At 46.6% G+C, this 13,887-nt stretch carries 13 protein-coding genes; all 13 read right to left on the bottom strand.

What is annotated here, in order from left to right:
- Nucleotides 1-191: 191 nt before the first annotated feature.
- A complete protein-coding gene (locus tag ACHBIE_RS00450) occupies nt 192-1,133 on the bottom strand; it encodes an L-lactate dehydrogenase (RefSeq protein WP_105122484.1) in 942 nt (313 codons plus the stop codon).
- Nucleotides 1,126-2,211, bottom strand: coding sequence for an iron-containing alcohol dehydrogenase family protein (locus tag ACHBIE_RS00445; RefSeq protein WP_105122483.1), 1,086 nt, complete (start codon nt 2,209-2,211; stop codon nt 1,126-1,128). Before ACHBIE_RS00445 ends, ACHBIE_RS00450 begins: the two co-directional genes overlap by 8 nt.
- Before the next feature lie 81 nt (nt 2,212-2,292).
- On the bottom strand, nt 2,293-2,985 hold the full coding sequence (locus ACHBIE_RS00440; RefSeq protein ID WP_105110886.1) for a methionine ABC transporter permease: 693 nt from the start codon (nt 2,983-2,985) through the stop codon (nt 2,293-2,295).
- 1 nt (nt 2,986) lies between these two features.
- Nucleotides 2,987-4,048, bottom strand: a complete 1,062-nt coding sequence (locus ACHBIE_RS00435; protein ID WP_105122482.1) for a methionine ABC transporter ATP-binding protein — start codon at nt 4,046-4,048, stop codon at nt 2,987-2,989.
- The gene (locus tag ACHBIE_RS00430) at nt 4,041-5,420 is read right to left on the bottom strand and encodes a M20/M25/M40 family metallo-hydrolase (protein ID WP_394732442.1); all 1,380 of its coding nucleotides are present in this window, start codon (nt 5,418-5,420) and stop codon (nt 4,041-4,043) included. The genes ACHBIE_RS00435 and ACHBIE_RS00430 overlap by 8 nt, the downstream gene beginning before the upstream one ends.
- Before the next feature lie 73 nt (nt 5,421-5,493).
- Nucleotides 5,494-6,375: a MetQ/NlpA family ABC transporter substrate-binding protein gene (locus tag ACHBIE_RS00425; protein WP_105122480.1), complete on the bottom strand. Its 882-nt coding sequence runs from the start codon at nt 6,373-6,375 to the stop codon at nt 5,494-5,496.
- 173 nt (nt 6,376-6,548) lie between these two features.
- Entirely contained in the window at nt 6,549-7,238 is a 690-nt protein-coding gene (locus tag ACHBIE_RS00420; RefSeq protein ID WP_257104109.1) for a gamma-glutamyl-gamma-aminobutyrate hydrolase family protein, read from the bottom strand.
- Nucleotides 7,239-7,324: 86 nt separating this feature from the next.
- Entirely contained in the window at nt 7,325-8,206 is an 882-nt protein-coding gene (locus ACHBIE_RS00415) for an ATP-binding cassette domain-containing protein (protein WP_394732441.1), read from the bottom strand.
- Complete coding sequence (locus ACHBIE_RS00410; RefSeq protein WP_394732440.1) at nt 8,199-9,059, bottom strand: ABC transporter ATP-binding protein; 861 nt, start codon at nt 9,057-9,059, stop codon at nt 8,199-8,201. The genes ACHBIE_RS00415 and ACHBIE_RS00410 overlap by 8 nt, the downstream gene beginning before the upstream one ends.
- Nucleotides 9,059-9,892 carry an ABC transporter permease subunit gene (locus ACHBIE_RS00405; RefSeq protein ID WP_172094727.1) on the bottom strand — a complete coding sequence of 278 codons (834 nt, stop codon included), beginning with the start codon at nt 9,890-9,892 and terminating at the stop codon, nt 9,059-9,061. The genes ACHBIE_RS00410 and ACHBIE_RS00405 overlap by 1 nt, the downstream gene beginning before the upstream one ends.
- On the bottom strand, nt 9,892-10,851 hold the full coding sequence (locus ACHBIE_RS00400; RefSeq protein ID WP_394732439.1) for an ABC transporter permease: 960 nt from the start codon (nt 10,849-10,851) through the stop codon (nt 9,892-9,894). Before ACHBIE_RS00400 ends, ACHBIE_RS00405 begins: the two co-directional genes overlap by 1 nt.
- A 291-nt stretch (nt 10,852-11,142) precedes the next feature.
- Nucleotides 11,143-12,720, bottom strand: coding sequence for an ABC transporter substrate-binding protein (locus tag ACHBIE_RS00395; protein ID WP_394732438.1), 1,578 nt, complete (start codon nt 12,718-12,720; stop codon nt 11,143-11,145).
- A 167-nt stretch (nt 12,721-12,887) separates the two neighbouring features.
- Nucleotides 12,888-13,886: a phospho-N-acetylmuramoyl-pentapeptide-transferase gene (gene mraY, locus ACHBIE_RS00390; RefSeq protein ID WP_394732437.1), complete on the bottom strand. Its 999-nt coding sequence runs from the start codon at nt 13,884-13,886 to the stop codon at nt 12,888-12,890.
- Nucleotide 13,887: the final 1 nt, after the last annotated feature.

Below are 13,887 nucleotides of genomic sequence, written 5' to 3'. Positions count from 1 at the left end.
ATAGGGGCGTTGAGAACGCGGTTCCACCCTAATTTATTACTTCATTTTATATAATTTTTCACTGAAAGCGCCAATTATTTCCACCCCGGCTCGGCTCCCACTCTCCCAAGCTCGCTAAACAAAGATGCTGAAACAACCTTCTTTCTTGTTGAATAGTATAGCAGATTTGCTGGGCTTTGTCTACTACCATATCACAAACTCAAGCTATCCCAGTCTCCTGTCTGGGCAATCTCTACTCGACTACTGATTTGCTTTGCAGATGCTGCTAGGAGGTCACATTCCTCCTGGGTCAAGTCTAGTGGCACCCTGTCTACAATGCCCGCTTTGCCGATAACTGCTGGATAACCTAGATAAACCCCGTACTCTTGCTGGTAATGAGAAACCGGTAGCACTGCTCTGCTATTGCCCAAAACCGCCTCAACCAAGCGTTTGGCCGCCGCTGCGATGGCAAAATTGGTATAGCCCTTGCCGAAAAAGACGGTGTGTCCGCCCATGCGCGCCTCCTCTGCCAGCTGGTCCAGCTCTTTCTTGAGCAAAAGTGCCTGAATAGGCTGACCCGCCACCACCACTTGGCTCCATGCAGTGAATTGGGAATTGCCATGCTCACCTAGATTGTAGCCTGAGATGGCCGTCGGAGAGACCCCAAATCGATGCCCCACCGCACGTTTCATCCGGGCCGTATCTAGTAAGGTACCTGTGCCAATCACCCGATTGCGAGGAAAACCAGTATAGGTCTGATAGAGCTGACTGATGACATCGACGGGATTCGTAATGACAATCAAAATACCAGAAAAACCTGAAGCAACCAACTTGCTCGAGACTTCCTTGACCTCTTGACTAGTGAAAGGCAGTTCCGCAAAGCGGCTATTGGTCGCATTGGCCTGGAGACTGATTTTCCCAAGGCTCGACACGATAATATCTGCGTCCGATAGAGCACTGTAATCATTGGCAATGAAAGTGGCAGACTGCCCCGTATTGGCCACACGGTCCTCCATATCCAGAATATCTGCCGCAAGTTTCTCTTCATTTTTGTCAATCAGGACATAGTCGTCAAAGAGATTGCCTGCCACCAAATCATGCAGGAGGGTGGCTCCGACATGGCCCAGACCTATGATACCGATTTTTCTAGCCATAGACTTCCTCCACCAGACTTTCCAAGGTCAACATGGCCTTAACCACATCCTGAGTTTGAATATTCTGATCGATATTGATGTAGCTTTCCTTGCTAGAGGTCGCAAACTCAGCCACCTTTTGCATAGCAGCTGCCCTATCCTCCGTCACACCCAGCTGTTTCCAAGAATAGATATAGCCGTTCTTTTGGTAAAAAGGCAGGAGTTTTCTGACCTCATCCCTGTCACCCGTCAGGCATAATTGCACCAAAATCCCATAAGAAACCTTGAGTCCGTGGGCAATGCAGTGGGTTTCATGGAGCAGGGTCAATCCATTATGAAGAGCGTGAGCCCCCGATACATAGTCGCTGGTCTGACAGCCGACATTAGCCGCAATGGCAAAGGTCGTATCCACAATCCGCTGAAAGGCTGGACTAAGTTTGTTCTGGTCAAAATCCGCAACAGCTGTCTCCGTGTCCTGAAGTAAAATATCCAGCGAGACCTTGGCTGTCGCTAGCGCCAGTTGAACAAGGGCAGGTAGGTCCGCACGATTTTTCCCTCTGTGAATCGCCTCCAGCTCATACCATTTAGCCAGGGTATCCGAAATGCCTGAAATGAAAAACTCCCGTGGCGAATCCAATAGCAGGTCATAATCCACCACCGTCATAAAACCCGACCGTTGGCAGTAATCAATAGACTTGAAGGTATGGTCTGGATGATAGGCCACCAAGAGCGGGGTCGAGCAGGCACAGGTAGAAACCAGGGTCGGTACAAAAACCGCCTCAATACCCAGACGGTCGGCTATCCCCTTGGTCGTATCCATGACCTTGCCGCCACCTACGCCAATCAAGACATCTGCACCTAGACTTTTAGCCTTTTCTGCCAAGCGATTCATATCTTCATGACTGGCTGTCTGGTCATAGAAGAGCACCGGCCAATTGGGTTGATTGCCACCGTGTTTGACAAAGGCCGCATAGGATTTCTGCCCTGTCACAATGACCGGCTGCTTGAAGATTACCAATCTTGCTGGCAATTCTTTAATGGCACCGCTGGATGCCACATATTGCCCCGGCTCACCCCGCACTAATTTTTCAAATTCCATACTATTCACCTCTTTTTTATTTATGATATGAAAAAAACAAAGATATATCAACCATTAGCCGACATCTTTGTTTTCTGTCTATTAACGATGGTTGATTTTCTTGGTCACAAAATCTCCGACAAACTGGATGAAGAAGATCATGATCAAGATGAGGAGTGTCGCAACCAAGGTTACATCATCATCCGAACGGTTATAACCATAGGAAATAGCGACGTTACCTAGGCCACCGGAACCAATGGCACCTGCCATAGCGGTGTAACCAACCAGGGAAATCAGAGTCAGGGTTGTTACACGAATCAAGTCTGGCAGACCTTCGCGTAGGTAAACCTTGATAATATCAGGAATAGTGGCTCCTACTGACTGGGCTGCCTCAATCACACCCCGGTCCAACTCTGACAAGACAACCTGAACCTGACGGGCATAGAATGGAAATACAGACAGGGACAGAGGGACCAAGGCAGCTTTGAGACCGATACCTGTTCCTACAATCGCACGGGTTACAGGGTTGAGGACAGCCAAAAGGATGATAAAGGGAACCGCCCGAAAAAGAGAGGCCACCTTGTCCAAAATCCAGAACGCATACTTGTTTTCCAAAATGCCACGAGGGCCTGTCAATACCAAAAGAAGACCTCCGACCAAGCCCAAAAGGCCTCCAAAGATAAAGGACCAGAAGGTCATATAAATGGTCGCCTGAATGGCTGGCAACCAACCGTAAGGCGTATCCCAGCCCATTTTTATCACATTTTCAAATGTTGTTTCAATCCACTGATTCATCTTACGCTCCCTTCAAAACAGTCACTTCTACCTGTGCCTCTGCCACAGCCTCCAAGGCATGGTGCAATTGGGCAGGTTCACCTGATAAGATAACGACTAGCTCACCCACTGGCGTGTGGTCCAAAATCTCAATATTTCCGTAAAGAATATTGGATGTCACCTGGTACATCTTATACAAATCATTGACAATAGCCGTATCCGTGCTGGCACCCGAATACTTGAGTTGGACCAGAAGACTGTCTTCCGGCAGATTTTGCACAATCCCCTGCTGGTAAATTTTGACCAGTGCTTCATCGATTCCTGTTGCTGTTTTGATAAAGTCCTGGGTCAATTCCTGCTTAGGATGTGAGAAAATCTCAAGAACAGACCCTTCCTCAATCAACTGACCATCCTGCATCACCGCCACCCGGTTGCAAATGTCTTTAACAATCTGCATCTCATGGGTAATCATGACAATGGTCAAGCCCAATTTCTCATTGAGTTCTTGCAAGAGAGCCAGAATCTGCTTGGTTGTTTTGGGATCCAAGGCAGAGGTTGACTCGTCAGAGATCAAGATTTTGGGATCATTGGCAAGGGCACGCGCAATAGCGACCCGCTGCTTTTGGCCACCTGAAAGTTGAGACGGATAGTTTTCTGCTCGGTCCGCCAAACCAACCAGGTCCAAGAGCTTGGCAACCTTGGTTGCCTTTTCTTCCTTGGTCAAGCCAGAATGCTTGAGGGCAAAAGCCACATTTTCCGCAGCAGTCATCTGGGCCATCAGATTGAAATGCTGGAAAATCATCCCAATTTCACGGCGTTTGATTCGCAGTTGGGCTGGTGTCAACGTAACCTTATCACCTTCAAAAATCACATCTTCATCAATAGTGATTTTACCTGCTGTCGGCACCTGCAAGAGGTTGATAACACGGACCAGGGTTGATTTCCCCGCCCCAGAATAGCCGACAATTCCATAAATATCGCCTTGGTTAATATGGATGGTTACATCCTTAACCGCCTCAATCGTGCGCTTTTTCTGATGAAAGGTCACATCGATATTATCTAGCTTAATCATTTCCTTACTCATAACTTGCTATTAACTCCTCAATTAGTTGAACATGACTATAATAGTCAGCAATTTTTACATTTTCATCGCCCGCATGGTCTCGGCTATTGGCATTGCCCAGTCCAAATCCAGCAATTTGCACCTGCAGGGCATGAAAGACCGTATGCATAGGGCCTGTCCCCGGCGAGGTTGGCAACACCGAAACCCCGTCAACCGTCAACTTTTTAGCTAACTCGATAACTTTGGCAATGGCTGGCGCAGTCATGTCGCTACGGTAGCTCTTGATACCTAGGGTGAAATCGACCTGAACCCTGTCAAAGCCATTCTTCACCAGCTGTTTACGGACCTTGTCCAGCACATCCTGAGGATCCAAATCCGGTACCAGACGAATCTCCATCTTGGCAGAAGCCTGGGCTGGAATAATGGTCTTGACTCCCTGGCCCAGATAGCCTGTGGAAAGACCCTCAATGGTAATGGACGGCTCAAAATAAAGGCGTTTCAAAAATGCTTTTCGCTCTTCCAAGAGTGTTGGCAGGGTCAAGCTGTAAATCTCCGTAAGATTTTCAGGACTGGTCAGGGCGAACTCCTCTACCAAGGCTAACTCCTGCTCATTCGGCTCCTGAACCTGGTCATAGAGACCATCCACCAGGACACGACCATCAGGACTTCGGAGGGACTGGAGGCCGGACAAGAGATACCAGCTAGCGGAGTCAATCACTCCGCCATAGGACGAATGAATATCCAGCTCTGCCGATTGGACAGAGACATCGAAAGTCACGATTCCCTTGTTTCCGCCGGCGATTTCTAGCTGATTGAGGGCATTTCGGTGACCTTGTTCCCAGATGAGCAGGTCTGCACCTGATAACTGGTCCTTGTACTTGACCAAATACTTATCCAAATCAACCGATGCCGACTCTTCAGCACCTTCCATGATGAAAATAACATTGACCGGTAGTTGACCGTCGTTCTTAGCCTGATAGCTCTGAAGGGCGGATAGGCGAGCTGTGATATGCCCCTTGTCATCATCCACCCCGCGGCCATACATGTGGGTCTCGTCCATTGTCAGTTCAAAGGGTTGCCCCTTGAGCCAAATTTGGTCACTATCAGCCGGCACTGTGTCATAGTGGTTGTAGAAAATCAGGGTCTTGGCATTGGGCACCGTCGCTGCAAAACGAGCCATGACAAAAGGAGCCGTATGAGACTGGTCCAAGATAACCTCTGCCCCTGCACTTTCAAACAAATTCTTGAGGTAAGTAGCAACCTCCAAAAGACCAATCTGCTGGGCAAAGATAGATTTCATACTAATCAGTTTTCTCAGATGCCCAATCCCCTCCTGGACAATCTTGTCTTCCTGGAAGGCTGCGATTTGTGCCTGCTCATTTGTCTGTCCCATTTTTTCTACCTCCTCCAAAAATAGGAAGAGAAGCTGGGGGTCTCCCAGCCTCTATCCTGTTGTTTAATTCTTTTTATTCTACTTCGTTCCAGATTGGGAAATCTGTTTTCTTAGAGCCGTCCTCAATCAACTTACCAACTTCATCAGTGTTGTATGCTTTGACAAGGGCTTTGATAGCGTCAGCCTTGTCTGACTCTTCCCACTTGTCTTGAGCAGCGATGACATTGTACCAAACTTTTGTATTTGGACCTTTTTCCTCGATATACAAGGCAGTGTCTGTATCGATACCTGCTTCTTGAGCGTAGTTATTGTTGATAACTGCCCCGTCAACTGATTCCAATGAACGAGCTGTTTGGCTAGCATCCAATTCAGTGATTTTGATATTTTTTGGATTTTCAGTAATATCAGCAAGTGATGCCAAGTCACCGTCTTTCACTTCCAATTTGATCAAGCCAAGTGACTCAAGCAAGAAGAGGGCACGGCTACCGTTTGTTGGGTCGTTAGGAATTGCGATTTCAGCCCCTTCTGGAAGGTCTTCGACATCTGCATACTTGTCTTTACCGTCTGCGATACCTGAGTAGAAACGAATTGGGCTGTAAAGAGTGTAGCCCGCAACCTGCAAGTTTTCACCATTTTCTGTGTTCCAGTTATCCAAGAAGAAAATGTGTTGGAAGGCATTGACATCCACATCGCCCTCAGCCAAGGCCTTGTTTGGTTGTGAATAGTCTGTGAATTCTGTGAACTCCAACTTCACACCTTCTTTGGCAGCATTTTCCGTAACCTTGTTCCAAACATCAGTCGTGTAAGTGTTGCGCGTCATGATACCAACCTTCAAGGTTGTTTCCGCTGCATCTGAAGAAGTTGAACCTGATTCAGATGCTGGAGCACATGCTGCAAGTGTCGCAATGGATAGGGCAGCTGTTGCTGCAAAGGTAAATAATTTTTTAAGTTTCATAGAAAGTAATCTCCTTAATTTTTGAACTGTATTTATCTTAACACAGAAAATGAAATCTGACCAATTGGTATTTTTTATAGATAGTTATAAGTTTTAACTATATCAAAACCCAGTTTCACTATAGCTTTTGAAAACATGCAAAAACCAACCACTCTTACGAGCAGCTGGTTAACTTAAAATCGATCAACAATGTATTGGAAAAGTTCTCTGTGTTGACGGCAATCCTCAAACAAGAACTCTGGGTGCCACTGAAGGCCAAATAGGGCCTGCTTGCCCTTGCTTTCATAAGCCTCAATGGTCCCATCTCGTGGATCACGTCCTGTTGCTACTAAACCAGGTGCCAATTCCTTGATCCGCTGGTGGTGGAAGGAATTGATTTGACTACCTTGGGCAAAGAGGTGGCTGACACGGCTGTGGCCCTCGACTTCTAGCTGGTGAGAGGTTCCTGCCCAATCATTCTGCCAATGGTCCTCCAAGGACTGCTCCAGACTACCACCCAGGGCCACATTGAGCAACTGCATCCCACGGCAGACCGCAAAAATCGGTTTGCCCTGACGAAGAGCCTCCTTAATCAAGGCCAATTCAAACTCATCACGCGCCAACAAATAATCGTCACTGTCAATCTCTTTTTCCTGGCCATACAGGCTAGGGTCTACATGCTGACCACCAGATAAAATCAACTTGTCCACCATGTCAATGTAATCCTTGGCCGAATCCGGACTTCCCATAGGAATCACGATTGGCAAGCCACCAGCCTGGCGCACACCGTCTGATAATTCACGCGCCACCGTCACATAATGACGGCCCGATTTGCTTGGAAATTCTTGCTCATTACCCGAAATACCAATCACAACCTTCTTCATAGGAAATCCTCTCTATCAATTTTTTTATTATTCTATCACGAGCAAGAAACATCGTCTAATATAGATTTTCAATCTCGTTATAAATTTTATTTATCAGGGATTGAAAGGACAAAATGTCCCTCCTCCACCTCTAACCACTGACCTTGAGTGACAAAGTCGTGGCTCTGCTTATTCTTTGCCAAATCAGCCAATTCCTGCCGGGCCTGAGCTGGATCCAAACTCAGATTGGACTTTAGCAGATAGCGGGTATAGGCGTGCTGGGGATTTTGGAAAATAGCCGACGCAGAACCCAGTTCGACTAGACTACCCTTATACATGACAGCAATCCGATCTGCAAAGTGCCGCACCAAGGTCAAATCGTGTGAGATGAAGAGATAGGTCAAACCAAATTCATCCTGCAAGCCCCGTAGCAAATCCAAAATGGTCGCCTGTATGGAAACATCCAAGGCTGATGTCGGCTCATCACAGACCACAAACTGAGGCTGCGAGACGACCGCCCGTGCAATCCCAATCCGCTGACGTTGACCACCTGAAAAGGATTTGGGACGCTTGTGGACCGCATCCCCACTGATTCCCACCCGCTCCAGAATAGCCAAGGCCTTGCTTTCCGCCTCTTCCTTAGGCAGGGCGTAGAGGGGTTCCTTGACCAATTCCAAGGCTGATAAGTTGGGATTGAGAGACGAATAGGGATCTTGGTAAATGACCTGCAAGGCCTGTTTTTTCAGCTCCTGATCCGATAGGCTTGGAAAACGAATGTCCCCTTGGCTGGCTGTTTCCAGTCCCAAAATAATCTTGGACAGGGTTGATTTCCCACTACCTGACTCACCTACCAAGCCCAGGGTTTCCCCCTTGAAAATGGACAATTCAATATCTTTCAGGGCCTGAACCACCTGTTCTTGACCCAACCAGGATTTTTTCCGATAGGTCTTGCTGACACCAGCAACTTCTACCATAATATCTTTAGGCATCTGCTTGCTCCTTTCTTACCCAATGGTCCGGACTGACCTCAACCAACTGACTGGTCGGACTATCTACTGGCAAGCTGCCGTCAAAGGTTTCTAAACGGGCCGCCTTGAGCAGGGCCTGGGTATAAGCATGCTGCGGTTCAGCAAAAATGGTCTCCACATTAGCCTTCTCTACCACCTTGCCCTGACGCATAACATAGACCAGGTCACAAATGCCAGCAATCACACTGAAATCATGACTGACAATGGCAATGGTCAAGCCAAAGGACTCCTGCAACTCATTGAGGAGGGCTAAAATCTGAGCCTGAATAGTCACATCCAAGGCCGTTGTCGGCTCATCCGCAATCAAGAGCTGGGGTTTGGCTAATAAAGCCATAGCAATGACAATCCGCTGCCGCATACCACCTGAAAACTCAAAGGGAAATTGCTTGAGACGTAAAGCTGGATCCGCAATACCAACCTTTTCTAGAATCGATAATATTTCTGTTTCCACCTGGTCCTTGCTCAAACCTGGCTGGAAACGACGCACCACTTCCCTCAGATGAAAACCAATGGTCCGCAAGGGATTGAGAGAGGTCATAGGATCCTGGAAAATCATGGACAAGGGCAGAGCTTTTGGATTGTCAACAGCCTGTCCGTTCATCTCAAAGCTGCTATAACTTGCCTCCAAACCTTTGGGCAAAATCCCCATCAGAGACTTCATGGTCAAGCTCTTTCCAGAACCCGACTCGCCAACGATACCGACGATTTTTCCCTTGGGAATGCTGAGGTCAATACCGTCCACCAAGACCATTTGAGAGGTCCGTTTCTGATTGGTAATGGTCAGATTGTTTAAGCTAATCAAATTCTCTGTCATTAGTAGACCTCTCTTTCTAGGCAATCACGAATCAAGTCACCAATATTGTTAAAGGAATAAATGGTCAGAAGGATAAAAAGTCCAGGCAAGATTGCCATATGTGGAGCACTCTGCAAGGTTGACTGGGCATTTTGCAGGAGACTTCCCCAAGAAGCCAGCGGTTGCTGGATCCCCATTCCCAAGAAACTGAGGGCAGACTCCGTCATAATGGCCGACGAAATGCTGGTCGATGCCGTTACTATCAAGGTTGGGAGGATTGCTGGTAAAATATGGCGCCAGATGATTTTCCGCTTTTTTACACCGATAAAGTCTGCATAGCCAACATAGTCTGCCACCTTGGCTTTCATGGTCTCGGCCCGTAAAATTCGGGCAATGCTCATCCAAGAAAAGCCACCAATAACGATAATAATAGTTGACAAGCCAGGTTTCAAGAAGACGCTGAGCACGATGACCAAAACCAGCCAGGGAATAGAAGACAGAACTTCAACAATCCGCATGATGACATTGTCCCATTTTCCGCCAAGATAACCAGCCGTTATCCCGACCAGGCTGCCGATTGTCACCGAGGCGACCATGGCCATGAGACCGACTAAAAGGGAAATCCGTCCACCGTAGATAACGCGGATAAAGTAGTCACGCCCGACCTGGTCCGTTCCAAACCAATGCTCCGCACTCGGTCCCTGGTTCATCTGCGTCACATCCGTCAGATTGGGATCGATAGGGATAAGGGGGGCCAAGAGAGACAGGACTACCAAAAAGAGGATAAAGATGACTGAAAAGAGATAGAGGGGAGATTCTTTGAGTGTTGCCTTCAATTGTTTGAGTATCAACATTAGTTTTCTCCTCCTTTCCAGACACGTGGATCCACTAGGGCATACAAGACATCCGACAGGAGATTGCCCAGGATGACAAGGCTGGCAGACAGGAGCATAACCGCCATAATCACCGGATAGTCCAGGGCCTTGGTTGCTGCTGTCAGATAAGGTCCCACTCCCGGCCAGGCAAAAATGGTTTCTGTAATGATAGCTCCCGTCACCAACATAGGCAGGGCCATCCCCACCTGGGTGGCTACAGGAATCAAGACATTTCGTGCCACATGCTTGCCGAAGATTTCTGATTTTTTAGCCTTGAAAGCCTCTTGTACGGTCACATAGTCCTTGTCCACCTCCACAATGGCTGATGCCCGGATGAAACGAATTAATTCTGGCAGGAAAGCCATGGTCAAGGTCAGATAGGGCAGGGTGAAATGGGAGAGAAAATCCAGAAAATCCCCTTCCTTGCCCAGAGTATACATACCGATAAAAGGAAAAAGGCGCCAGTTATAACCAAAGAGGTAAATCAAAATCATGGCAAACCAGAAGGTCGGCATGGCAATCCCGATAGAGGCAAAGGCATCGATAACCTTATCAACCCACTTCCCTCGCTGGGAAGCTGAAATCAAACCCAAGGCCACTGCCATGACCAGAGCAGTCAAGTAAGAAGGCAAGACCAGCGAAATGGTATTAGGAATTTTCTCCGCCAAATCCGCCCCAATCGAATGCTGGGTCATCAGAGAAAAACCAAGGTCCCCTGTCAAGAGGCCCTTTAGCCAGATACCGTACTGAACCAAGAAAGGTTGGTTGAGCCCATACCGTTCCTTGAGCAGGTCAATTTGCTCCTGATCCATATTGGGCGTTGTCATGGAATCAATCACATCAAAGGGGGCCAATTGAATCAGAGAAAAGACGATAAAGGAAATGAGTAATAAGAGAGGAATGGCCTGCAAAATCCTCTTTACAATATAACGAAACATAGTTCCTCCAAAAACACGAAAAGGGAGCCGGCCAAAACCCTAGAACCTGTATTCACAGCTCGGCACCTTTAGCTAAGGCTATTTTTCTGCCACTCAGCGTTCGTTTTTCTAGAAATACTGACAGTATTTCTAGAAAAACGGCCTTGATGTGCAAAAAACTATTTCCTATCTAAATGTACCTTACTTGTGAATACAGGTTCTTATAAAGTTCGGACCTAACTTCCCACTATTGTTTGAATGGGCTGACTAAGATTAGTCAGGCCCATTCGTCTTGTTGAACAAAAGACTCCCTTATTCAATCGTCAATTTAGACGGATCTTCAAAGGTAAAGATTGGGACCAAACCAGCCTCTTCGACATTTTTCACACGCTTGTTAACAACCAAGATTTTCTTGTTGTCCACAATTGGGTAGATAGCCGCTTGGTCAGCCAATTCTTTCTGCAAATTGTCATAGATTTCTTCACGCTTAGCCTTATCCAGCTCAACCGCGCCTTCTGCAAAGTAGCCGTCAATCTCTGGTGAAGTCAATTTGAAGTAGTTAGACGCTCCACCTGACTTGAAGAGACGAGCATATTGGTCTGGGTCATTCCCCATGATGTAGCCACCCAGGAAGAGATTGTAGGCTGTTGAGCCTTCCTTGCGCAATTCTGTGAAGAGGGCAGATGAATCGCCACCAGCCAATTCAACCGTTACACCGATAGCAGCCAATTGCTGTTGGATCAAGGTTGCTTGTAGGGTTTGTGCTGCGTCAGATGAGTTGTAACCCAGGTTGAGGGTCAGATTGCTGACACCTGCTTCAGCCAAGAGCTCTTTGGCCTTCTCAACATTTTGCTCATATTTTTCAACATCATCTGTCTTGTATGGGTTGGCAACTGGAAGGAAAGAATAAGGTGTCTCATAGTATTCTTTATCCAAGTAAGCTGCCTGGTTGAATTCATCCTTGTTTAGTGCAAAGAGAATAGCCTTGCGGACCTTGACATCCTTCAACTCTTCAGTCGTCGTATTGAGACCCAGGTAGCCAACACGGTTTTCACTATATGCATAGGTTTCAAGTGTATCTTTGTCCAAGTCCTTGATAACCGCCGGAAGAACAAAAGCTGCATCTACTTCACCTGTTTGAAGAGCAACTTTAGTCGTATCTGGGCTTTCGACGATACGAAGGACCAGATTGTCGATTTCTGCCTCACCCTTGTAGTAGTTCTCGTTGGCTTCCAACTTGATGTACTCACCATTCTTGTACTCTACAAATTTGTAAGGTCCTGTACCGACAGGGGTTGCCTTCAATTGGTTAACAGATAGGTCTGCCTCATCTTTAAAGATGTGCTCTGGGATAATGTAGGTCTCTGCTACGATATTGTCCAAGGCAGGTGCAGATACTGCTGGAAGGACGAATTTGACCGTATAGTCATCTACCTTCTCAACCGTCACAGGTTGGTCGTTGATATAAAGGCCGTCTGAACCACCATTTTCTTTCTTCACTTTTTCATTGTAAGTAAAGACAACATCATCTGCGTTAAAGGCTTCGCCGTCTGACCATTTAACATCCTGGCGGAGTTTAACCGTGATGCTAAGGCCGTCTTCTGCAATCTCGTAAGATTCTGCCAATTCATTGACATAGCTACCGTCTGCCTCGATACGAATCAATGGCGAGTAGATAAAATTGGTCAAGGTCAAGCCCCAACGGTCGCTGGTGTTAAGCGGGTTGGTCGAACTTGGGTCGCCGTCGATAGCATAGGTAAAGGTTTCCGTATCTGCTGATGATGCAGCTTTTGAGCTAGAACCTGTATTGGACGCTCCGCCATTGGCGCAAGCCGCCAAGGTCAAAACTGCTACAGTTGATAAGAGGCCAGTAAGCCATTTCTTTTTCATGTCATTTTCCTCCATTTTACAAAAGTAGTACTAGTTTACCAAGAATCAACTGGCTTGACCAATATATAAAATTTATGAAGACTTAAAATTTATCTATACAGATCGTCTTCAAAGAAAAAACTCTCTGTCCTAGAAGCTACATGTCCAAGACTGAGAGTATTTGTTATTTACAGATATAAAATCGCAAGTGTCAATAGACTCATTCCAAGGCCAAGACCCCAAAGGAAGAAGTCTACCTTCCATTCGCTCCATTTTTCGGATTTGCCAGATAAACCGCCTAGTTCCAAGTGATGGTGGAAAGGAGTCATGCGGAAAATCCGTCGACCTTCTCCAAACTTTTTCTTGCTGTATTTGAAATAGGACACCTGTAGCATAACGGATGACGTTTCAAGGACATAAACAAAGCCGATGAGGAGCAGGGTCCATTCCACACGTAGAGCGATTGAAATCGTAGCTAGCATGCCGCCCAGTGCTAGCGAACCGACATCCCCCATAAAGATTTTTGCGGGTTTGCGGTTGTAGGCAAAGAAGCCAAGCAGACTACCAATCATGGTTACACAGACCAAAAGAATGTCAAACTTCTGTTCCTTGTAGGCAATGACAGAATAGGCAAGCAAACTAATAACAACCGAAATGGAGGCCAAGCCATCAATACCATCCGTCAAGTTGACTGCATTTGAGAAACCAACCAACCAGAAAAGAACAAAGGGTAAATAAAGCATACCGAGATTGATGATTTGACCAAATACATTGAGTTCACCACCACCAGCAGCTCTTACATGGACAAAGTAGAAAACAAGTCCACCTAAAATCTGTAATGCTAATTTTTGTTTAGGGTTAAGACCTTCATTGATTTTTTTGAATATTTTCAAGAAATCATCCAAAAAACCGACCAATCCATAGAGTGCAAGGATGAAGAGAATAGCTAAAACACCACCAGTTAACATGTTAAGGCTAGCAGCAAAAATAAATGTAACTAAGATAGCAACAACGAGAAAAACTGTTCCCCCCATTGTTGGTGTACCTGCCTTAAATTGATGTTGTTTTACATCTTCGTGCATCTGTTGCCCTTCGATGCGTTTGGCTTGATAAAAAGTAATAAAGCGTGGTATCAGAATCACCGTTGCTAAAAAAGCAACCAATCCCGATAATAGTGAAAATTGCATT

Origin of the sequence: Streptococcus sp. A23 (assembly GCF_043674155.1) — a bacterium.
GTDB lineage: Bacteria > Bacillota > Bacilli > Lactobacillales > Streptococcaceae > Streptococcus > Streptococcus suis_V.
This window is presented reverse-complemented; position numbering and strand designations above follow the sequence as displayed.